Raw genomic sequence first — 19,500 nt, forward strand, 5'->3', positions numbered from 1 at the left:
TGGTTCCCGACATGGAGACCACGACCTACACCGTCATTGGCATGACCTGCCAGCACTGCGTCGCCTCGGTGACCGAGGAGGTCACCGACATCCCCGGTGTCACCGCCGTCGACGTCGACCTGGCCACGGGCGCGCTGAACGTCACCTCCGAGCAGCCGATCCTCGACGAGGCCGTGCGCGGCGCCGTCGAGGAGGCCGGCTACCAGCTCGCATGAGCACGCCGGTCCGGCTCGCCACGTTCGTCGTCGCGATCGCGGCAGTGTTCGGCGTCGCCGCCGTCGTCGGCCGGGCCCTCGGCCCGGAGGCCGCCGACGAGCCGGTCGCTCACGACATGGCGATGGACGAGGGCGCCCACGGAGACTCCGAGCACTCCGAGCACTCCGAGCACTCCGAGCACTCCGAGCACTCCGAGCACGCCGCCGCCACGCCCGCCGGGCTGACGGCGACGCAGGACGGCTACACGCTGAGCCTCGGCGCCGACCGTGCCCGTCCGGGGAGCGCGGTGCCGCTCTCGTTCACGATCGCGGGGCCTGACGGCGCCCCGGTCACCGACTACGACGTCCAGCACGAGAAGCGCCTCCACCTCATCGTCGTACGACGCGACGCGACCGGGTTCCAGCACGTCCACCCGACGCTGGCGGCCGACGGCATGTGGTCGGCGCCCGTCGACCTGACGCCGGGCGCGTGGCGGGTCTATGCCGACTTCAAGCCCGCGGCCGGCGAGGCGATGACGCTCGGCGCCGACCTGCTGGTGGCCGGCGACTTCCGGCCGGCCGCCCCGCGCGCCGACACCCGGAGCGCGACGGTGGACGGCTACACCGTCACCCTCGACGGCGACCTCGCCGCCGGGGACGACACCGTCCTCACGCCGCGCGTCACCCTCGACGGCCGCGACGTCACCGGAGAGCTCGAGCCCTACCTCGGGGCCCTCGGCCACCTGGTCGCGCTGCGCCGCTCCGACCTCGCCTACCTGCACGTGCACCCCGAGGGGCTCGACTTCCACACCTCGGTCCCGACCGCCGGGACCTACGAGCTCTACCTCGACTTCCAGCACCGGGGCGTCGTACGCACCGCTCACTTCACGATGACCGCAGGAGGTGGTCATGCCCACTGACCTGTTCGCCTCGGACCTCGCCCACTCGATCGAGCTCGAGATCGGCGGGATGACCTGCGCCTCGTGTGCCAACCGCATCGAGCGCAAGCTCAACAAGCTCGACGGCGTGACCGCGAGCGTCAACTACGCGACCGAGAAGGCACGGGTCGAGTACGCCGCCGGCGTGACGCCCGAGCAGCTGGTCGACACGGTGGCGGCGGCCGGCTACACCGCCAGCCTGCCGCAGACCGAGGCGACCGCGGCCGGCGAACCGGTCGACCGGGACGCCCCGCTGCGCCAGCGGCTGATCGTCTCCGCGGTGCTCACCGTGCCGGTGGTGGCGATGGCGATGGTGCCGGCGCTGCAGTTCACGAACTGGCAGTGGCTCTCGCTCGCGCTGGCCGCTCCGGTCGTGACGTGGGGCGGCTGGCCGTTCCACCGGGCGGCGTGGCTGAACCTGCGCCACGCCACCTCGACGATGGACACCCTCGTCTCGCTCGGCACGCTCGCCGCGTTCGGCTGGTCGGTCTACGCGCTGTTCTGGGGCACCGCAGGGACGCCCGGCATGACCCACCCGTTCTCGTTCGCGATCGAGCGGACCGACGGGTCGGGGGACATCTACCTCGAGGCGGCCGCGGGCGTCACGACCCTGATCCTGGCCGGCCGCTACGCCGAGGCGCGCTCCAAGCGACGCGCCGGGGCGGCGCTGCGGGCGCTGCTCGAGCTCGGCGCCAAGTCGGTGTCGGTGCTGCGGGGCGGCGTCGAGACCTCGATCCCGGTCGACCAGCTGGCCGTCGGCGACCTGTTCGTCGTCCGGCCGGGTGAGAAGGTCGCGACCGACGGCGTCGTGGAGTCCGGTACGTCGGCCGTCGACGCGTCGATGCTGACCGGGGAGTCGGTCCCTGTCGACGTCGGCCCCGGTTACGCGGTGGTCGGCGCGACGGTCAACGCCGGTGGCCGCCTGGTCGTCCGCGCCACGCGGGTCGGGTCCGACACCCAGCTCGCGCAGATGGCCCGGCTCGTCGAGGAGGCCCAGCACGGCAAGGCCGAGGTCCAGCGCCTCGCCGACCGCGTCTCGGGCGTCTTCGTCCCGATCGTCATCGGCCTGGCCGCCGCCACGCTCGGCTTCTGGATCGGCGCCGGCTGGGGTGCTGCGGCCGCCGTGACCGCCGCCGTGTCCGTCCTGGTCATCGCGTGCCCCTGCGCGCTCGGGCTGGCGACGCCGACCGCGCTCATGGTCGGCACCGGGCGTGGCGCCCAGCTCGGCGTGGTCATCAAGGGTCCCGAGGTGCTCGAGTCGACGCGGCGGGTCGACACGGTCGTGCTCGACAAGACCGGCACGGTCACGACCGGCGTGATGGCGGTGACCGGCGTACGGCCGGCCGACGGCGTCTCCGCCGAGGAGCTGCTGCGGATGGCCGCGGCCGTCGAGGCCGCCTCCGAGCACCCGATCGCGCGGGCGATCGTGGCGGCGGCGGGCGACGCCCCGCCCGTCACCGACTTCGTCGCCACCCCCGGCATCGGGGTCGAGGGCACCGTCGAGGGTCGCCGGGTCACCGTCTCCCGGGCGGTCTCGACGCGCTCGGCCGACAGCAGCGACACGGCCGTCGACGTGGTCTGGGACGACCGCCGGCGCGGCACGATCAGCGTCGCCGACGAGATCAAGCCGACGTCGTACGACGCCCTGCGAGAGCTGAGCTCGCTCGGACTGCGTCCGGTCCTGCTCACCGGCGACGCCCGCGGTGTGGCCGAGAAGGTGGCCGCCGACCTCGGCATCGCCGAGGTCCACGCGGAGGTGCTGCCCGCCGACAAGGTCGACGTGGTGAAGCGGCTGCAGGACGAGGGTCGGGTCGTCGCGATGGTCGGCGACGGCGTCAACGACGCCGCCGCGCTGGCGACTGCCGACCTCGGGATCGCGATGGGGACCGGTACCGACGTGGCGATCGAGGCCTCGGACCTGACCGTGACCAGCGGTGACCTCCGCAAGGCGGCCACCGCGATCCGGCTCAGCCGGCGGACGTTGGCGGTCATCAAGGGCAACCTGTTCTGGGCGTTCGCCTACAACGTCGCGGCCATCCCGCTCGCGATGGCGGGACTGCTCCAGCCGATGATCGCCGGCGCCGCGATGGCCTTCTCGTCGGTGTTCGTGGTGGGCAACAGCCTGAGGTTGCGCCGCTTCCAGTAGCGACCGCGCCGCCTCGTCGGTCGAGTAGCCCAGCCTCGCTGGTCGAGTAGCCACCGAGCGCCAGCGAGGTGGCGTATCGAGACCGAGGGTCTCGATACGCCCGCTCGTTCCTCGCGGGCTGCTCGACCAGCGACGGGCGGGCTGCTCGACCAGCGAGGGTGACCTAGAGTCACTCCGTGCCACGGATCGACCTGTCCCTGCCCGAGCTGTGGGAGTACCACCCGGAGCTGCCCGAGCCGCCCGACGTCGACGCGTTCTGGGCGCGGACGCTGGCCGAGCAGTCGGCGTACCCCCTCCACGCGAGCTTCGAGCCGGTCGACAACGGGCTGGTCGCCGTGGACACCTACGACCTGACCTTCGCGGGGTTCGGCGGCGACCCGGTGCACGGGTGGCTGCACCTGCCGGCGGCGCCGCTGCGGGGCGACGGGCGGCTGCCCGGCGTCGTGCAGTTCCAGGGCTACAACGGCGGCCGCGGCATGCCCCACGAGCACGTGTTCTGGGCGGCGGCCGGCTACGCGCACCTGGTCATGGACACCCGCGGCCAGGGCAGCGGCTGGACGACCGGGGCGACCGGTGACCCGCACGGCTCGGGGCCGAGCACGCCCGGCTTCCTGACCCGCGGCATCGGCCACCCGGACGCGCACTTCTACCGTCGCGTGTTCGTGGACGCCGTCCGCGCGGTCGCCGTCCTGCGCGACCACGAGCTGGTCGATGCCCGCCGGGTGGCGGTCACGGGCATCAGCCAGGGCGGCGGGATCGCCCTGGCCGCCGGCGCCCTCGCGGAGGGCGTCGTGGCCGTCATGCCCGACGTGCCGTTCCTCTGCGACTTCCGCCGCGCCGCCGACCTCCCGACCCTCGACCCGTACGCCGAGATCGGCCGCTACCTCTCCGCGCACCGCGACGAGGTGGAGCTCGTCTTCGCCACGCTGGCGCACTTCGACGGCGCGATCCTGGACCGCCGGGCGACGGCGCCCGCGCTGTTCTCCGTCGCGGTCATGGACACGATCTGCCCACCGTCGACCGTCTTCGCGGCCTACCGGTCCTACGGGGGACCGAAGGACATCGCCGTCTACGAGTTCAACGACCACGAGGGCGGCGGCCCCTACCAGCAGGCGCGCCAGGCGGCCTGGCTCGCGGGCGTCCTGTCATGAGCGTCGGGACCACCTGGGCCGGCTCGCACACGTACGCCGCCCGCGCACTGCGTCGCCCGACGTCACTCGACGAGCTGTCCGCGCTGGTCGTCGCGGAGCCGCGGCTGCGCGCGCTCGGCAGCCGGCACTCCTTCACCGACCTGGCCGACTCACCGGGAGTCCTGGTCGACGTCACCGGCCTGCGGGGCGAGGTCACGATCGACGCCGCCCGACGGGTGGCCCGCGTCCCGGCCGGCCTGCGCTACGGCGACGTCGCCACCACGCTGCACGAGGCCGGCTGGGCCCTCGGGGCGCTCGCCTCGCTGCCGCACATCAGTGTCGCCGGGGCCGTCGCCACCGGCACCCACGGGTCGGGCAACACGGTCGGGTCCCTGGCGTCGACCGTCGCCGCGGTCGAGCTGGTCGACGGCCGGGGCTCCCAGGTCCGGCTGGAGCGCGGCGACGCCGACTTCGCCGGGGCGGTCGTCGCCCTCGGTCTGCTGGGGATCGTCACCACGCTCGAGCTCGACGTGGAGCCGACGTACGACGTCAGCCAGGTGGTGCTCGAGGGACTCACCTGGGACGCGCTGCTCGCGCGCGTCGACGAGGTCACCGCGGCGGCGTACTCCGTCTCGGTCTTCACCCGCTGGACGGGCGACCTCGTCGGGCAGGTGTGGCTCAAGGAGCGTGGCACGCCGCGGGAGCTCGCCGGGACGCACCCGGCGCCCGAGCAGCGGCACATGATCGCGGGCATGTCGGTCGAGAACACGACCGAGCAGCTCGGCGTACCCGGGCCGTGGCACCAGCGGCTGCCGCACTTCCGGATGGGCTTCACGCCGAGCGCCGGCGAGGAGCTGCAGTCGGAGTACTTCGTGCCGCGCGCCCGGCTCGCCGAGGCTCTCGCCGCGGTCCGGGCGATCGGTCACCTCGTCGAACCGGAGCTGCTGGTCAGCGAGGTGCGCACTGTCGGCGGCGACGACCTCTGGCTCTCCGGCGCGTACGGCGGCGACGCGGCCGCCCTCCACTTCACCTGGCAGCGCCACCCGGCGCAGGTCCTCCCGCTGGTCGACCGGCTCGAGGAGGTCCTGCTGCCGCTCGGTGCGCGGCCGCACTGGGGCAAGGTGTTCCGCGCCCGCGCCGACGTGGTGAGGCCCCGCTACCCGCGGATGGACGACTTCCTGGACCTGGCCGCGCGGTTCGACCCCGAGGGGCGGTTCCGCAACGAGTGGACGGCCCGGACCTTGGGACGGTGAAGGATTTCGGGCCGACGTACGGCTCTTGGTAACCTGACGCGTCGCTCTCCGTCCTGGGAGAGCGCAACCGCATCAGCCCTCCTGCCACGGAGAGACCGTGGCCGCTGAGTCCAGAGGAGGTGGAGATCGCTATGCGTGCTTATGAAGTGATGGTCATTCTCGACCCGAGCCTCGACGAGCGCACCGTCGCTCCGTCGCTCGACAAGTACCTCAACGTGGTCCGCAACGACGGTGGAACCGTCGACAACGTGGACGTGTGGGGTCGCCGTCGCCTGGCGTACGAGATCAAGAAGAACCCCGAGGGCATCTACGCCGTGGTCACGCTGACCGCGGAGCCCGCGACGGTCAAGGAGCTCGACCGCCAGCTGACGCTGAACGAGTCCATCCTGCGCACGAAGGTCATCCGCCCCAGCAAGTGAGCTGTGGATGATCCCCGTCCAACTGTCGGTCCGATCCGCGAGGATGGGCCCGACACACGGACACCGATCAGAACGAGCTAGGGAGAACCCATGGCAGGCGACACCGTCATCACCGTGATCGGCAACCTCACCGACGACCCGGAGCTTCGCTTCACGCCGTCGGGCGCTGCGGTCGCCAACTTCACGGTGGCGTCGACCCCCCGCACCTTCAAGCGCGAGTCGAACAGCTGGGAGGACGGGGAGACCCTGTTCCTGCGCTGCTCGGTCTGGCGTCAGGCTGCGGAGAACGTTGCCGAGTCGCTCACCCGCGGCACCCGCGTCATCGTCCAGGGGCGGCTCGTGTCGCGCTCCTACGAGGACCGTGAGGGCCAGAAGCGCACCGTCTTCGAGCTGCAGGTCGACGAGATCGGCCCGTCGCTCACCTGGGCCACCGCCAAGGTGACCCGCGCCTCCCGCCAGGGTGGCAGCGGTGGCTTCGGCGGCGCTCCGTCCGGCGGTGGCGGCGGTCAGCAGTCCGCTCCGACCAACGACCCGTGGGCGACCCCGGCGGCTCCGGCCGGCGGCGGTGGCGGCGGGTACGGCGGCGGCGGCCAGCAGTCCGCTCCGGCGAACGACCCGTGGGGTGCTCCCGGGGTCGGCTCCGACGAGCCCCCGTTCTGATCGAGAAACACCCCGTAACCGAATCCGAAACCATTCCGGCGCAAGCCGGGCTTCTAGAGAGGAAGCACCACAATGGCCAAGGCAGTGATTCGCAAGCCCAAGAAGAAGGTTTGCCAGTTCTGCAAGGAGAAGGCGACCGGCGTCGACTACAAGGACGCCACGCTGCTCCGGAAGTTCATCTCCGACCGCGGCAAGATCCGCGCGCGTCGGGTGACCGGCAACTGCGTCCAGCACCAGCGCGACGTGGCCACCGCCGTCAAGAACGCCCGTGAGGTCGCCCTGCTGCCCTACACCTCGACCGGTCGCTGAGAGAGGAGCTGACACATGGCTACCAAGATCATCCTGACCCAGGAGGTCACCGGCCTCGGCTCCGCCGGCGACATCGTCGAGGTCAAGGACGGCTACGCCCGTAACTACCTCGTCCCGCGTGGCGACGCGATCCGTTGGACGCGTGGCGCCGAGAAGCAGGTCGAGGCGATCAAGTCGGCCCGTGCGGCCCGCGCCCTGCGCGACGCCGACCACGCCGGCGAGGTCAAGACCAAGCTCGAGTCCGCTCCGGTCCAGCTCAAGGTCCGGGCCGGCAAGGAGGGTCGTCTGTTCGGCTCCGTCACCGCTGGTGACGTCGCCGAGGCCCTCTCCGCCGCCGCTGGCGAGTCGGTCGACAAGCGCACCGTGGTGATCGGCAACCCGATCAAGTCCCTCGGCGCGCACCAGGTCTCGGTCCGGCTGCACGACGAGGTGTCCGCTTCGGTGGCCCTCAACGTCGTTCCTGCCTGACGTTCGAGTCACTCGGACGGGGTCGGCCCTTCGGGGCCGGCCCCGTTCGGCATTTCTCGGCCCGTTCCTCCGGCGGGCGGGGGGTGAGTGGTGAACCGTCTCCGTGGGGGGATTCGGTTGATGGCGTACCGCCGCAGGACGCCCAGCGACGAGCCGGCGATCAGTACCGCTCGGCGATCGCGGTCAGCCGGGCGACGTACGCCGGCCAGTCGATGTCGCCGGGGACGTTGCTGTTGCGGACGTTCATCCCCGCGGCGCCGTCGATCTCCTCGCGCAGGATGTCGGCATGGCCGGCATGCCGGGCGACGTCCTCGATGACGTGGAGGATGATCCGGTGCAGGGTGACCTCGCCGCGATCCGGCGGCCACCACGGGACCCGGCCGCGTGAGTCGAGCGGCAGCTCCTCGACGGTGGCGTCGACGTAGTCGCCGACGCGCCGGTAGAGGTCGATGAGGCCGGCCGCGGTCTCGGACTCGGTGGCGTACCAGTCGACCTGCGGGTCGGACTCGTAGGCCGAGAACGGGACCAGCTCATCGGCCATCGGGACCCGTCGACCGAACGTCGGGCCGAAGTAGCCCGCCTCGATGTTGAGGCAGTGCTTGACGATGCCGATGAGGCTGGTGCCGGTCGGCGTGCGCGGGAGGCGCAGGTCGCGCTCGGAGAGGCCCTCCGTCTTCCAGAGGACCGCCTCGCGGGCGGCGCGCAGATAGAGCAGAAGGGCTTCCTTGTCGGACGTCATGTGCCGACGCTAGGCCGGAGCACCGACCACGAGCCAGGAGTTTCCCCGAGCGCGATGCACCACCACGACCAGCCGCGCGCCCATGAAGAGCGCCGAGAACACGAGCCACACCGCGACCAGGCTCGGGTGGAGAAGCAGCACGACGGGTGCGTAGACGGCCAGCGTGACCAGCCCGCCGTAGGCCAGGTAGCGGCCGTCGCCTGCCCCGATGAGCACGCCGTCGAGCACGAAGACGATCCCGCAGATCGGCTGCCCCACGGCGACGACGACCAGCACCGGCACCAGCAGGTGCCGCACGTCCGGGTCGCCGGTGAACAGCGCCCCGATGAACGGGCTGGCGGCGATGAGCAGCACGCCGGTCACCACGCCGGACACCACGCCCCACCAGACCATCCGCGCGGTGATCGAGCGGGTGCCGTCGACGTCGCCCGCGCCGAGCGAGCGCCCGGTGAGGGCCTGCGCGGCGATGGCGATCGCGTCGAGCACGAACGCCAGGAACGTCCAGATCGTGAAGGCGATCTGGTGGGCGGCGAGCTGGGCGTCCTGGTCGGAGCGTGAGATCAGCGTGACGGCGTACGTCGTCACCAGGAGCGCGGCCCGCAACGTCAGGGTGCGGACCACCAGCGCGACGCCCGCCCGCGCAGCCTGGCGGATCCCGGCGAGGTCGGGTCGCAGCGGTGCCCGGTGCCGCCGGGCGCCGCGGACCACGACGCCCGCGAGCGTCGCGGCGGAGAGCGCCTGGGCGATCACCGAGCCGGTCGCCGAGCCGGCGATGCCCCAGCCGTCGAACGAGCCGACGCCGTAGACGAGCAGCAGGTTGAGCACGACATTGATCGCGTTGCCGCCGACGGCGACCACGAGCGGCGTACGCGTGTCCTGCAGGCCGCGCAGCACGCCGGTCGCGGCGAGCATCACCAGGAGCGGCGTGACGCCGAGGACGGCGATCCGCAGGTATGTCGTCCCCTGGTCCACCACCACGCCGTGGGCCCCCACCGCGCGGACCAACGTCGGAGCAGCGAGCAGGCACGGGATCGTGACGAGGACGCCGATGATGACCGCCAGCCACAGCCCGTCGACGCCCTGCGCGACCGCGCCGCGCAGGTCGCCGGCCCCGAGCCGGCGGGCGACGCTGGCGGTCGTTCCGTAGGCCAAGAAGACGCAGATGCCGACGATCGTCTGGAGGACCGCGCCGGCGACCCCCAGCCCGGCGAGCTGGGCCGTCCCGAGGTGACCGACGATCGCCGAGTCGACGAGCAGGAACAGTGGTTCGGCGACGAGGGCGAGGAAGGCGGGGACCGCCAACCGCACGATCTCGCGGTCGTGGGTGCGGTCCATTCAGAGCAGGATAGGGGGCCCGATCGGACCGGTGGATAACCGGGGGATAACTGGGGTCCCAGGACGGTCCTCGCCACTTTGTCGACAAACGGGCACGAAACCGGCACATGGCCGGAAAGTGAACTGGATCACGTCGAAAGTATTTCTGCTCCACATCCGGAGGAAAGCGTTTCCGCAGGTCAGCCCGCGATTTGAGAGGGATGTGGGAGCGTGGTCCACAGCCGTCTCCCCAGCCCGTGCACATCTCACCGCGTGTCGTCCACGGGCTTCACCGGGTTATTCACACCCCCCTGTGGACAAACCGATTTCCCAGCGGTCCCCACGAGACCTACGGTGACACGTCGCCACACCCGGGCGGGACCTCGCACAGGGGTGTCGGGGCGCGCTTGCGACGGCTGTCGGTGGGTCGCGGCTAGCGTGCTGGGCAGTGGGTCGAGTCGTCGCGAGGAACGCGGAGGAGCAAGCAGTGAGCGTGGCGCAGTCCGACTCCCGGGACGCTCCGGAGCCCCCCTACGACGACTGGGGCGACGGCCCGGTCGCCTACGAGCCCGGTGAGCGCCGGAGCTCCTCGCCGGTCGACCGGACCCCGCCGCAGGACATGGCCGCCGAGCAGTCGGTGCTCGGGGCGATGCTGATCTCCAAGGACGCCATCGCCGACGTGACCGAGGCGATCCGCGGGGTCGACTTCTACCGCCCGGCCCACGAGACGATCTTCGACGTCGTCATCGACCTCTACGGCCGCAACGAGCCCGTCGACATGGTCACCGTGGCCGCCGAGCTGCAGCGCCGGGGCGAGCTGCAGAAGATCGGTGGCGCGCCTTACCTCCACACGCTGGCCGCCAACGTGCCGATCGCCTCCAACGCGGCGTTCTACGCCGAGATCGTCAAGGAGAAGGCGACCCTGCGCCGCCTGGTCGAGGCCGGCACGAAGATCGTGCAGATCGGCTACGCCGGCGAGGGCGACGTCGACGACATCGTCGACGAGGCCCAGGCCGAGGTCTTCAAGCTCACCGACAAGCGCTCCACGGAGGACTACGCCCCGCTGAGCGACATCATGGGCGGCGTCCTCGACGAGATCGAGGCCATCTCCAACCGTGAGGCCGGCATCTACGGCGTACCGACCGGCTTCGCCGACCTCGACGAGCTCACCAATGGCTTCCACGGCGGCCAGATGATCATCGTCGCGGCGCGTCCCGCGATGGGTAAGTCGACGCTCGCCCTCGACTTCTGCCGCGCGGCGTCGATCCACAACAACATGACCAGCGTCTTCTTCAGCCTGGAGATGGGTCGCGCGGAGATCACCATGCGTCTGCTCAGCGCCGAGGCGAAGGTCCCGCTCAACCACATCCGCAACGGCAACATGACCGACGACGACTGGAACAAGCTCGCCCGCAAGATGGGCGAGGTCTCCTCGGCGCCGATGTTCATCGACGACTCGCCCAACATGACGATGATGGAGATCCGCTCGAAGGCGCGCCGGCTCAAGCAGAAGCACGACCTCAAGCTGATCGTGCTCGACTACCTCCAGCTGATGAGCTCGGGCAAGAAGGTCGAGTCGCGCCAGCTCGAGGTCTCGGAGTTCTCCCGCCAGATCAAGCTCCTCGCCAAGGAGCTGGAGGTCCCGATCGTCACGCTCTCGCAGCTCAACCGTGGCTCCGAGCAGCGCGCCGACAAGCGGCCGATGGTCTCCGACCTGCGTGAGTCCGGCTCGCTCGAGCAGGACGCCGACATGGTCATCCTGCTGCACCGTGACGACGTCTACGAGAAGGAGTCGACCCGCCCCGGCGAGGCCGACGTCATCGTGGCCAAGCACCGCAACGGGCCGACCCGCGACATCGTCGTGGCGTTCCAGGGTCACTACAGCCGGTTCGTCGACATGGCGCACTGAGGACACTCGTCCGTCGGTTGTCGCGGTGCTCGGTGCCGACGCGAGGACCTCCGGACCGAGGCAGCGGTCGGGTTGCCGATGCCTTGGTGCGGAGGTCTCCACGTGGTCGGTAGGGCCAGCGCGCCTGTCCGCGGTCCGCTAATCGCCGAGCGTCTCCTGCTTCAGCCGGTAGGCGCGGACTGCGAAGACCGCTCCGGCGAGGGATACGACGACGGCGATGGCTGGGTGCATGTCCTTGGACAGGCTGGGGGCTCGGTCGGGGCCGACGGCCCACATGAGGAGCGGCACCGTGTAGAGCGTGGCGAGTCCGGCGGCCCAGGGCCGAAGCTTGCGCAGGCCGGGGTCGCGCCAGGTCGTCACGGTCGCGATGGCGACCGGGACGATCGCCATCATGGCGAACTCTCCGGCGATGAGCGTGGGCACGGCGGCGCCGGCGAGGACGGTGCGGCGGAACGGGTGCCGGACGCGGCGCTTGGTGGGGCTGGTCGTGATCTCCATGGTCTTCTCCTTGGTCTGGGTGAGGTAGGCGGCCAGGTCCTCGGCGCCAGCGCAGTGGTGCGCTGGCGCCGAGGCGGGCAGATGGGTGGGTGGGTCGGGGCCGGGTAGGTGCTGGGGTTAGTGGGTGGGTGCGACGGCCTCCACGCGGTCGCTGCGGCGTACGGCGGTGAGGGTGACCGCTGCGGCGAGGAGCGCGATCCCGGCGGTGCCGAGGAAGGCGGTGGTGTAGCCGTCGGTCATGGCGGTGAGGACGCCGTGCCCGGTCGCCAGCGAGGAGCCGGTGCGGTTGTTGGCGAGGGCAGCCAGGGCGGCCAGGCCGATCGCGCCGCCGATCTGCTGGCTGGTGTTGACCAGGCCGCCGGCGACGCCGTTGTCGGTGGCGGGGACGCCGGCGACGGCGAGCGAGGTGACCGGCACGAAAGCCGCCCCAGTCCGATGCCGACGAGCAGGGAGGGGCCGAGGATGTCGATCAGGAAGGTGCCGTCGGGACCGGCCAGGGAGAACCAGCCCAGGCCGGCGGCGAACACGACCAGGGCACCGGCCAGCACCGTGCGGGTTCCGAACCGCTCCATCAGCGGTGCGGCGAGGCCGGCGGCGGCGATGAGGGCGAGGGCGAGCGGGAGCTGGGAGAGACCGGCGGTGACGGCGCCGTAGCCGAGGACGAGCTGCTCGTAGAGGGAGAGGAAGTAGAACAGGCCGAGCATGGCGGCACCGACCAGCATCATGACGGTGTTGCCGGCGCTGACGGTGCGCAGGGCGAAGAGGCGCATCGGGACGAGGGCGTGGGTGCTGCGACGCTCGATGGCGAGGAAGGCGGTGAGGAGGACGGCGCTGGCGGCGAACAGGCCGATGACCGAGGCCGAGGTCCAACCCCAGGAGTCACCCTGGGAGAGCGCCGTCACGAGGGTGGCGAGGCCGCCGGTCACGGTGATGGCGCCGGGCAGGTCGAAGCGGGCCAGGGTGAGGCGGCCCGCAGGGCGGGCGACCTCGTCGACGTAGCGGCGGATCAGCGCGAGGACCGTGATGCCGACCGGGATGTTGATGAGGAACACCGAGCGCCAGCCGAAGCCACCGGTGAGCAGGCCGCCGAGGAGTACGCCGGCGGCGCCACCTCCTGCGGCCACGGCTCCCCAGATCGCGAGTGCCTTGGTCCGCTCGGCGCCCTCGGCGAACAGGCTGGTGACCAAGGAGAGCGCGGCCGGGGCGAGCAGGGCCGCGCCGACGCCCTGCACGGCGCGGGTGCCGATCAGGAGGGCGCCGGTGGGGGCGAGTCCAGCGGCCAGGGAGGCGACGGTGAACAGGCCGACGCCGCTGATGAAGAGCCGGCGGCAGCCGAGCAGGTCCGCCAGCCGCCCGCCGAGCGGCAGGAGGCCGCCGAAGGCGATGACGTAGGCGGTGATGACCCAGGCCAGGCCGCTGGCGGTGAGGGAGAGGTCGCGGCCCATGTCGGGCAGGGCGATGTTCACGATGGAGGCGTCGAGCACGACCATGAACTGGGCGGCGGCGAGCAGGCCGAGGCCGGTCCAGGCGCGCCGGTCGGCACGGGCGGGGGCGGCGATCGCTCCCGGGGCGTTGGCGGTGAGGGACATGTCAGGTTCCTTTGCAGTGTCAGCAGGTCAGTGAGTTCGCGAGTCAGCGGTCGTGAGGGCAGGGAGGGCAGTCGGTGGGCCGGGTGCTCAGTCCCAAAGGGAGGCCATGAGGAAGATGAGGATCGAGAGCGACCAGACGCTGATGCGCCACAAGGTGAGCTCGGTCGTGGCGGACATGGGATTCTCCTGATGTATGTAAACGGTCACTTACTTGACGGGGTCGAAGAGAGGGCCACCATGCGGGTGGCCCGAGTTGTGGCCCGACGGTCGAGGGTGGGCGGCTTCGGTGCTGGGGGGTGCTCGTCAGTTCCAGGCGCTGAAGAGGGTGACGGCCAGGACGAGCAGGGCGGCAACGGCGCCCCAGCGCAGTCGGCGGTGGGTCATGACTTCACCTCCTCCCCGGCCTTGGTGGTCAGCGGCTCGAGGTGGCGGATGCCTTGGGTCAGCGTGCGCGCCCAGGGCCGGTCGATCTGGTCGAGCTCGGCGGTGACGATGAGGTGGCACAGCTGGCCGTAGGCGATGAACCGCTGCACCTGTTCGGGTGCGGCGTGGGAGCGGTCGCTGACCAGTTGGGTGACGCGGGCCATCCCCCGTCGAATGGCGTCACGGACCTCCGCGATGTCGGCGGCGCTCTGCGCGTGCACCTGCAGCATCAGCAGGTCCCGGTCCGCGATGAGCTCGACGTAGGCGTCACTCATCGCATCGAGCACCTCCTGCGGCTCGCCACCTCGCACGTGCTCGGAGCCGGCGTCCAACGCCTCGGCGATCCGCTCGAAGCAGGCGTCCACGACGGCCACGAACAGCTCGAGCTTGGTCCCGAACAGTCGGATGACGTAGCCCTGCGAGATGCCTGCCGCCGTCGCTACGTCACTGACCGGAGTGGCGTGGTAGCCGGTCTTGGCGAAGACCCGCAACGCCTGCGGCAGGACGCCCGTACGGCGCTCGTCGGCGGTGGACCGGAGCCGGGTCGATGAGGTGTTCACGTATGTAAGTGAACAGTCACTTCCTTAGGTTGTCAAGCCCGACTCCTGCGCGGGCCTCCTTCCACCTGGGCCTCACGGTCGGTGCGAGCTCACAGCGCGAGCGCGACCTCGAGCGCCCGCTCGGCGGGACAGGAGTGGTCGGGAACGACGCCGACGCCCTCCCAGTTGGTGCCGGTGACGGCGTGCACCGATCGCGCGACCGGGACGTGGAGCTGCAGCCGGGCGGTCAGGTCGAAGGCCTCGCGGGGGTGGGCGCCGCCCGCGGTCGCCTCCCCGACGACGACGGCGCGGCCCAAGGCCTGCAGGTCGTAGGCGAGCTCCTCGCCGCCGCTGAAGGTGCGGCTGCTGGTGAGGACGACGACGGGCACGTCGGGCAGTCGCGGCGCGACAGCAGGGGTGGTCGACGACCGCTCGACCGAGCCGTCGCGGTGGATGAGATCCACCAGGTGCACCGGCGCGTCGCCGAGGAGGTGGCTGACCAGCAGGGCCACGGACTCGGGTACGCCGCCCACGCAGTCGCGCAGGTCGATGACGAGCCGGCGTACGCCGTCCAGCAGCGTGAACGCGGCAGCAGCGGCCGGGCGAACGAACTCGGGCGGCAGGATGACCGGGCCGATCTTCAGCAGGCCGACGTTGCCGTCGAGGCGGCGTACCTCCGTGATGGCAGGCCCGTCGTGCCGGGCCCGCTCGGCGAAGTGTGCGCGCACGTCGTCCTCGTCCTGCTCCGGGGGTACGCCGTCCGGGTAGTGCCGGACCCGCAGGTGCCGGTCGCCGTTGACCGACTGCAGGGCGGTCGTGAGCTCCTGGGCGAGCTCGGGCTCGTCGAGGCCGGCGACGGCGAGGTCGTCGAGCGACTCGGCGATGGCGACCGCCACGTCGGGGAAGACGTAGTGGGTGCGGACGAGGTCCTGGATCCGGGTGATCAGCATGCGGGTAGTCGACCGTGGCGCTTGACGAAGCGTCAAACCCTCTTGACGCTTGATCCATGGACGAGGCGATCACGCGCACCACTCCCGCCCAGCGGCGGGCGCTGGGCCACCCCACTCGGCACCTCATCTGGCGCGCGACCGACAGCGACGGTGCGACGGTCAGCCAGCTCACCTCCCGCCTGCGCATCAACAAGGGCAACGTGGCGCACCACGTCAAGGTGCTCGTCGACGTCGGGCTGCTGCGGCCGGACCGCACCCGGACCGTCCGCGGCGGGACGGAGCAGTACTACGTGAAGACCGCTCGCCGGCTCAGCGTCGACGGTGACCAGGACGCGACCCGGGCGATGTTCGCCTCGATCGCCGACGAGGTCGTCGGCGCCGTGGACCCGTTGCTCAACCACCGCACGATCCGGCTCACCCGCCGCCAGGCCCAGGCGGTGGCCGAGCATCTCGACCGCGTGGTCAACGAGCTGGTCCCCGCCGGACCGGCCGAGCCGACGTACGGCGTCCTCGTCGGTGTCTATCGGCGCTAGCCGTCGTGCCGGTCAGCCGGTGGGCAGTCCCGCCCGCGTGCGCTCGCCCTCGGCACGACCGAGCGCGCGGGCCCTGGCGAGCAGGGCGACCACCTCGCCCGGCGTACGTCCGGGGCTGTCGTTCCAGCGGACGAGATCCATCACGTGGCCGGCCCGCTCGGTCGACGAGGGGCACCACCGGACTCGTTCCCGGGCGCCGCGGAACGTGGCGTGCCAGGTCAGGTCGATCGACCGCTGGACGAGCTGGCTGCTGGCCTCCGACGGGCCGCCGGCAGCGTGCACGATCGCGCCGACCAGGCACGTCGCCGTGACCTGCTCCGGCGACAGCCGGCGCGCGATCCGCGGCGAGCAGCCGGTGACGAGCACCCGCACACCCCCGTCGTCGACGTAGGTGAACCACCCGTTCTGCAGCCACCCGCGCTCGACCACGTGGGCGGCGTCGGTGAGCAGCGCGTCGATGCGGAACAGCTCGGCCAGCTTGGCGCTGGCCCGGTCGCGCTCGCGGAGCGCACGCCGCTGTCTCCGCCGCTCACGGCGGCTCGGACGACCCGTCAGGACGACAGGACCCTCAACCAGTGACATCGCGGCTCCCCCTACGCCGAGCCAGCCCCAGGGCGGCTGCCGAGCCGTCGCCCGTTCGCCCTGAGACTTGTGAATCTACGCTTCGAGACGGACCCGGTCGAGGGTTGCGGCAGCCTTGCCCGGCGGACGGATCACCCTCGGTGTCCCTCAGTTCACCCGGATCGGGGGAACGAGGCCGACGGCCGCCGCTGGGAACGTGTTGCCCACCGCCCGGTGGCCGTCGAGAGGACCTGCCGACATGGACAACATCACGAACGACTTCTGGGACGTCCTGCTGTGGAGCTTCTGGTTCTTCATCTGGATCACCGCTCTCTTCATCTGGTTCCGCTGCCTGTTCGACCTGTTCGGCGACCGCACGCTCAGCGGGTGGGCGAAGGCCGGCTGGGTGGTCCTGCTGATCCTCATCCCGTGGCTGGGCGCGCTGATCTACCTCATCGCCCGTGGACGGAGCATGACCCAGCGGCAGATCACGGCCGCCGCGGACATGAAGGCCGAGCAGGACAAGTACATCCAGAACGTCGCGCGCACGGCGAAGTCCCCCGCCGAGGAGATCGCGGAGGCCAAGCGGCTGCTCGACAGCGGGATCATCTCGGAGAACGAGTTCGCCTCGCTCAAGGCGAAGGCCGTGGCCTGACGCCCCGTCCTGCGGCGGTCACTCGAGGGCTTCCTCGTCGGCCGTCGCAGGAGGACCGCCGGGTCCCGACTCGCGCGTGATGTCGTCGGCCGACAGCTCGTCCGGCACGTACCGCGGCAGCCTCGACGCCGGGAAGATCGACAGCAGCGAGATCCCCGCGACGATGAGGAACGATGCCTGGACGGCGCGGCGCATGGCGTCCTCGTTGACCGCCACCGCCTCCTCCACCTGCGCCGGCGTCGCACCGGTCGCGGCGAGGACGGTCCTGAAGTCGTGGCCGGTGACGAAGTCGACGTCGCCGAGGCGGGCTTGGGGAGTGAGCTCGCGCGGGAGATCGGTCCGGCTGAAGCCCATGGTGAGGAACACGCCCAGCAGCCCCACGGCCACGACGCTCGAGAACGCCGCGCCCAGCGCGTTCGAGACGTTGTTGGCCACGCCGCGCAGCGCGCCCACGTCGCCGGCGAGCCGCTTGGGGGACGCCGAGACGAGGACGTTGAACAACAGCGTGAGCAGGGTGCCCTCGCCGACCCCGACCAGGAGCAGGCCCAGGATGACGGCGACGGTGCTGTCGCTGCCGACCGTGTAGGCGGCCACGGTCAGGCCGACGGCGATCAGCACGAACGCGGCGATCCCGAGCCTTCGGGGAGAGACCAGGCCGTAGAGGCGCACCGACAGGACGCCGGCCGCGGCGATCGCGACGGCGTACGGGAGGATCGCCACCGCCGACGCCAGCGGCGTACGGCCCTGGACGATCTGGACGTAGAGCGGGATCAGGAAGCCCACCGCGAGGCCGAGGCTGCCGGCGACGAGGAACGCGACGACGGCGCTGCGCTCCTCCTTGCTGTCGAGCACCTCCATCGCGAGCAGCGGCTGCCTCCCGGCGCCCACCCGCCGGTGGGACCACGCGAAGAACGCCTGCCCGAGCACGATGCCCACGAGGATGAACATCGGCGCGGGCGACAGCCGCAGCACCGAGAACGGCGCCCCGCTCCTGGCCACGAGCGGACCCCAGGTCTGGATGTTGTTGAAGCCGACCAGGATGAGCGCGATCGCGCCGGCGGAGAGGACGACGCCGAAGCGATCGATCGTGATGCCGGGCTGACGCGGGACGGGGCTCAGCCGGAAGCTCAGGAGGAGGACGACGACCGCCAGCGCGACGATCAGCCAGAACGAGTAGCGCCAGCTGAACGCAGTGGCGAGGAACCCGGCCAGGACGAACGTGACGGCGCTGGCGACCGCGGGGATGCCGGCCAGCACTCCGAGCGCCGTCGCCTGCTGCCGGCCGTGGTAGTTCGCGGCGATGAGCACCACCAGGGTGGGGACGAGGGCAGCGGCCGTGACCCCGGCGATCGCCTGGGCGATGTTCATCGTGACGGCGCTGGTGCTGGTCGCCATCAGCGCCATCGAGACGCCGTGCGCGACGACGCCCACCTGCAGCACGCGACGCTCGCCGAGGAGCTTGCCGATCTTCGCCCCCGGCATGACGAAGGCGGCGACGAACAGCGAGTAGAGGAGGAGCGCCGTCGCCGTCGCCGTCACAGGTGCGTCCAGGTCCTCTGAGATCGGCCCCAGCGAGACCGGCAGGACGCTGATGTTCATCGCCATCTGGAGCTGGGCGAGGACGATGACGACCAGCGGTAGCCAACCCGCGCGGGTCGTGGGCGTGTCGTCGACGGAGGACGGGGCGCGTGTCGTCATGGAATCCACTCCTGAGGCGTGGAGCGCGTGCTGGGCGGGCTCTCCCGGGTCCTGCTCCAGCCTAGGGGTCGGCACCGGGGTGATGCCTCGCCCGCCCGGCCGGGAGTAAAGGCGATGCCGCGCGGGAACCGAGGGGCGTGACCGGGCCCGAACCGGCGATCGGCGATGCCGCCGATCCGGACGCGATGGAACTTCGTTCTCGAACCTGGGAGTGAACGGCGTGACCTCTGAGCGAGCGCTGTCGGTGGATGTCGAGCAGGACGGAGACCTCACCGTCGTACGGCTCACCGGCGAGCTGGACGTGTCGACGACGGGCGGCGTACGCACCGTGCTGGACGACCTGCTCATCGACGGCGCCCCCCGACTCGTCGTCGACCTGACCGCCCTGGACTTCATGGACTCCGCCGGACTCGGTCTGCTCGTCAGGACCCACCGACAGGCGAGGACCTTCCGCGGGGCGTTCGCCGTCGTCTGCCACGAGGGCATCGTCACCCACCTGCTCAGCATGACGGGCCTGGCCCACGTGATCCGCGTCTTCAGCTCGGTCCAGGACGCCGCTGCCGCGATGTAGGGGT

Annotated in this window: 22 protein-coding genes; 13 read left to right on the forward strand and 9 right to left on the reverse strand. The window is 71.4% G+C overall.

The genetic code is table 11. The features are described 5' to 3' along the window. Window positions 1–11: 11 nt before the first annotated feature. The 9 genes from QDS12_RS01640 (at window position 12) to rplI (ending at window position 7,517) form a co-directional block, all read left to right on the forward strand. Entirely contained in the window at window positions 12–215 is a 204-nt protein-coding gene (locus tag QDS12_RS01640) for a heavy-metal-associated domain-containing protein (RefSeq protein ID WP_279876461.1), read from the forward strand. Beyond that, entirely contained in the window at window positions 212–1,114 is a 903-nt protein-coding gene (locus QDS12_RS01645; RefSeq protein WP_279876462.1) for a hypothetical protein, read from the forward strand. Before QDS12_RS01640 ends, QDS12_RS01645 begins: the two co-directional genes overlap by 4 nt. Then, on the forward strand, window positions 1,104–3,278 hold the full coding sequence (locus QDS12_RS01650; RefSeq protein WP_279876463.1) for a heavy metal translocating P-type ATPase: 2,175 nt from the start codon (window positions 1,104–1,106) through the stop codon (window positions 3,276–3,278). The genes QDS12_RS01645 and QDS12_RS01650 overlap by 11 nt, the downstream gene beginning before the upstream one ends. Before the next feature lie 176 nt (window positions 3,279–3,454). After that, window positions 3,455–4,429, forward strand: coding sequence for an acetylxylan esterase (locus QDS12_RS01655; RefSeq protein WP_279876464.1), 975 nt, complete (start codon window positions 3,455–3,457; stop codon window positions 4,427–4,429). After that, complete coding sequence (locus QDS12_RS01660; RefSeq protein ID WP_279876465.1) at window positions 4,426–5,661, forward strand: D-arabinono-1,4-lactone oxidase; 1,236 nt, start codon at window positions 4,426–4,428, stop codon at window positions 5,659–5,661. Before QDS12_RS01655 ends, QDS12_RS01660 begins: the two co-directional genes overlap by 4 nt. A 131-nt stretch (window positions 5,662–5,792) precedes the next feature. Beyond that, window positions 5,793–6,080, forward strand: a complete 288-nt coding sequence (gene rpsF, locus QDS12_RS01665; RefSeq protein WP_279876466.1) for a 30S ribosomal protein S6 — start codon at window positions 5,793–5,795, stop codon at window positions 6,078–6,080. A 90-nt stretch (window positions 6,081–6,170) separates the two neighbouring features. Continuing rightward, window positions 6,171–6,740 carry a single-stranded DNA-binding protein gene (locus tag QDS12_RS01670; RefSeq protein ID WP_279876467.1) on the forward strand — a complete coding sequence of 190 codons (570 nt, stop codon included), beginning with the start codon at window positions 6,171–6,173 and terminating at the stop codon, window positions 6,738–6,740. Window positions 6,741–6,812: 72 nt separating this feature from the next. Further along, window positions 6,813–7,049: a 30S ribosomal protein S18 gene (gene rpsR, locus QDS12_RS01675; RefSeq protein ID WP_153325512.1), complete on the forward strand. Its 237-nt coding sequence runs from the start codon at window positions 6,813–6,815 to the stop codon at window positions 7,047–7,049. 15 nt (window positions 7,050–7,064) lie between these two features. Next, window positions 7,065–7,517 carry a 50S ribosomal protein L9 gene (rplI, locus tag QDS12_RS01680; RefSeq protein ID WP_279876468.1) on the forward strand — a complete coding sequence of 151 codons (453 nt, stop codon included), beginning with the start codon at window positions 7,065–7,067 and terminating at the stop codon, window positions 7,515–7,517. 160 nt (window positions 7,518–7,677) lie between these two features. On the opposite strand, the gene QDS12_RS01685 is transcribed toward rplI, so the two are convergent. Further along, window positions 7,678–8,256, reverse strand: coding sequence for a DinB family protein (locus tag QDS12_RS01685; RefSeq protein ID WP_279876469.1), 579 nt, complete (start codon window positions 8,254–8,256; stop codon window positions 7,678–7,680). 9 nt (window positions 8,257–8,265) lie between these two features. Next, complete coding sequence (locus QDS12_RS01690; protein ID WP_279876470.1) at window positions 8,266–9,591, reverse strand: MATE family efflux transporter; 1,326 nt, start codon at window positions 9,589–9,591, stop codon at window positions 8,266–8,268. 466 nt (window positions 9,592–10,057) lie between these two features. Here QDS12_RS01690 and dnaB point away from each other — a divergent pair, with 466 nt between their 5' ends. Next, on the forward strand, window positions 10,058–11,479 hold the full coding sequence (gene dnaB / locus QDS12_RS01695; protein ID WP_279876471.1) for a replicative DNA helicase: 1,422 nt from the start codon (window positions 10,058–10,060) through the stop codon (window positions 11,477–11,479). A gap of 138 nt (window positions 11,480–11,617) precedes the next feature. Here dnaB and QDS12_RS01700 read toward each other — a convergent pair whose 3' ends face one another. From QDS12_RS01700 to QDS12_RS01720, 5 genes are all read right to left on the reverse strand, one after another. Further along, window positions 11,618–11,977: a hypothetical protein gene (locus tag QDS12_RS01700; RefSeq protein WP_279876472.1), complete on the reverse strand. Its 360-nt coding sequence runs from the start codon at window positions 11,975–11,977 to the stop codon at window positions 11,618–11,620. Window positions 11,978–12,094: 117 nt separating this feature from the next. After that, window positions 12,095–12,217 carry a hypothetical protein gene (locus QDS12_RS01705; protein ID WP_279876473.1) on the reverse strand — a complete coding sequence of 41 codons (123 nt, stop codon included), beginning with the start codon at window positions 12,215–12,217 and terminating at the stop codon, window positions 12,095–12,097. Next, window positions 12,214–13,566 carry an MFS transporter gene (locus QDS12_RS01710; RefSeq protein ID WP_279876474.1) on the reverse strand — a complete coding sequence of 451 codons (1,353 nt, stop codon included), beginning with the start codon at window positions 13,564–13,566 and terminating at the stop codon, window positions 12,214–12,216. Before QDS12_RS01710 ends, QDS12_RS01705 begins: the two co-directional genes overlap by 4 nt. 380 nt (window positions 13,567–13,946) lie before the next feature. Continuing rightward, window positions 13,947–14,549: a TetR/AcrR family transcriptional regulator gene (locus QDS12_RS01715; protein ID WP_279876475.1), complete on the reverse strand. Its 603-nt coding sequence runs from the start codon at window positions 14,547–14,549 to the stop codon at window positions 13,947–13,949. Window positions 14,550–14,638: 89 nt separating this feature from the next. Further along, window positions 14,639–15,514, reverse strand: a complete 876-nt coding sequence (locus tag QDS12_RS01720) for a S41 family peptidase (protein ID WP_279876476.1) — start codon at window positions 15,512–15,514, stop codon at window positions 14,639–14,641. 20 nt (window positions 15,515–15,534) lie between these two features. Between QDS12_RS01720 and QDS12_RS01725 the strand changes: the two genes are divergently transcribed. Beyond that, the gene (locus QDS12_RS01725; protein WP_279876477.1) at window positions 15,535–16,011 is read left to right on the forward strand and encodes a helix-turn-helix domain-containing protein; all 477 of its coding nucleotides are present in this window, start codon (window positions 15,535–15,537) and stop codon (window positions 16,009–16,011) included. 12 nt (window positions 16,012–16,023) lie between these two features. On the opposite strand, the gene QDS12_RS01730 is transcribed toward QDS12_RS01725, so the two are convergent. Continuing rightward, a complete protein-coding gene (locus QDS12_RS01730) occupies window positions 16,024–16,593 on the reverse strand; it encodes a hypothetical protein (protein WP_279876478.1) in 570 nt (189 codons plus the stop codon). A 238-nt stretch (window positions 16,594–16,831) separates the two neighbouring features. Between QDS12_RS01730 and QDS12_RS01735 the strand changes: the two genes are divergently transcribed. After that, a complete protein-coding gene (locus tag QDS12_RS01735; protein ID WP_279876479.1) occupies window positions 16,832–17,227 on the forward strand; it encodes a PLDc N-terminal domain-containing protein in 396 nt (131 codons plus the stop codon). Window positions 17,228–17,245: 18 nt separating this feature from the next. Here the strand turns inward: QDS12_RS01735 and QDS12_RS01740 are convergent, their stop codons facing one another. After that, window positions 17,246–18,925, reverse strand: a complete 1,680-nt coding sequence (locus QDS12_RS01740) for an MFS transporter (protein ID WP_279876480.1) — start codon at window positions 18,923–18,925, stop codon at window positions 17,246–17,248. 220 nt (window positions 18,926–19,145) lie between these two features. Here QDS12_RS01740 and QDS12_RS01745 point away from each other — a divergent pair, with 220 nt between their 5' ends. After that, the gene (locus QDS12_RS01745) at window positions 19,146–19,496 is read left to right on the forward strand and encodes an STAS domain-containing protein (protein ID WP_279876481.1); all 351 of its coding nucleotides are present in this window, start codon (window positions 19,146–19,148) and stop codon (window positions 19,494–19,496) included. Window positions 19,497–19,500: the final 4 nt, after the last annotated feature.

This window comes from Nocardioides sp. CER19, from assembly GCF_029846275.1.
Lineage (GTDB): Bacteria > Actinomycetota > Actinomycetes > Propionibacteriales > Nocardioidaceae > Nocardioides.

Coding starts and splice junctions, on each gene's coding strand:
- QDS12_RS01640 (WP_279876461.1), top strand. CDS start 12: ATGGAGACCACGACCTACACCGTCATTGGCATGACCTGCCAGCACTGC.
- QDS12_RS01645 (WP_279876462.1), top strand. CDS start 212: ATGAGCACGCCGGTCCGGCTCGCCACGTTCGTCGTCGCGATCGCGGCA.
- QDS12_RS01650 (WP_279876463.1), top strand. CDS start 1,104: ATGCCCACTGACCTGTTCGCCTCGGACCTCGCCCACTCGATCGAGCTC.
- QDS12_RS01660 (WP_279876465.1), top strand. CDS start 4,426: ATGAGCGTCGGGACCACCTGGGCCGGCTCGCACACGTACGCCGCCCGC.
- rpsF (WP_279876466.1), top strand. CDS start 5,793: ATGCGTGCTTATGAAGTGATGGTCATTCTCGACCCGAGCCTCGACGAG.
- QDS12_RS01670 (WP_279876467.1), top strand. CDS start 6,171: ATGGCAGGCGACACCGTCATCACCGTGATCGGCAACCTCACCGACGAC.
- rpsR (WP_153325512.1), top strand. CDS start 6,813: ATGGCCAAGGCAGTGATTCGCAAGCCCAAGAAGAAGGTTTGCCAGTTC.
- rplI (WP_279876468.1), top strand. CDS start 7,065: ATGGCTACCAAGATCATCCTGACCCAGGAGGTCACCGGCCTCGGCTCC.
- QDS12_RS01685 (WP_279876469.1), bottom strand. CDS start 8,256: ATGACGTCCGACAAGGAAGCCCTTCTGCTCTATCTGCGCGCCGCCCGC.
- QDS12_RS01690 (WP_279876470.1), bottom strand. CDS start 9,591: ATGGACCGCACCCACGACCGCGAGATCGTGCGGTTGGCGGTCCCCGCC.
- QDS12_RS01700 (WP_279876472.1), bottom strand. CDS start 11,977: ATGGAGATCACGACCAGCCCCACCAAGCGCCGCGTCCGGCACCCGTTC.
- QDS12_RS01705 (WP_279876473.1), bottom strand. CDS start 12,217: ATGACCGACGGCTACACCACCGCCTTCCTCGGCACCGCCGGGATCGCG.
- QDS12_RS01710 (WP_279876474.1), bottom strand. CDS start 13,566: ATGTCCCTCACCGCCAACGCCCCGGGAGCGATCGCCGCCCCCGCCCGT.
- QDS12_RS01725 (WP_279876477.1), top strand. CDS start 15,535: ATGGACGAGGCGATCACGCGCACCACTCCCGCCCAGCGGCGGGCGCTG.
- QDS12_RS01730 (WP_279876478.1), bottom strand. CDS start 16,593: ATGTCACTGGTTGAGGGTCCTGTCGTCCTGACGGGTCGTCCGAGCCGC.
- QDS12_RS01735 (WP_279876479.1), top strand. CDS start 16,832: ATGGACAACATCACGAACGACTTCTGGGACGTCCTGCTGTGGAGCTTC.
- QDS12_RS01740 (WP_279876480.1), bottom strand. CDS start 18,925: ATGACGACACGCGCCCCGTCCTCCGTCGACGACACGCCCACGACCCGC.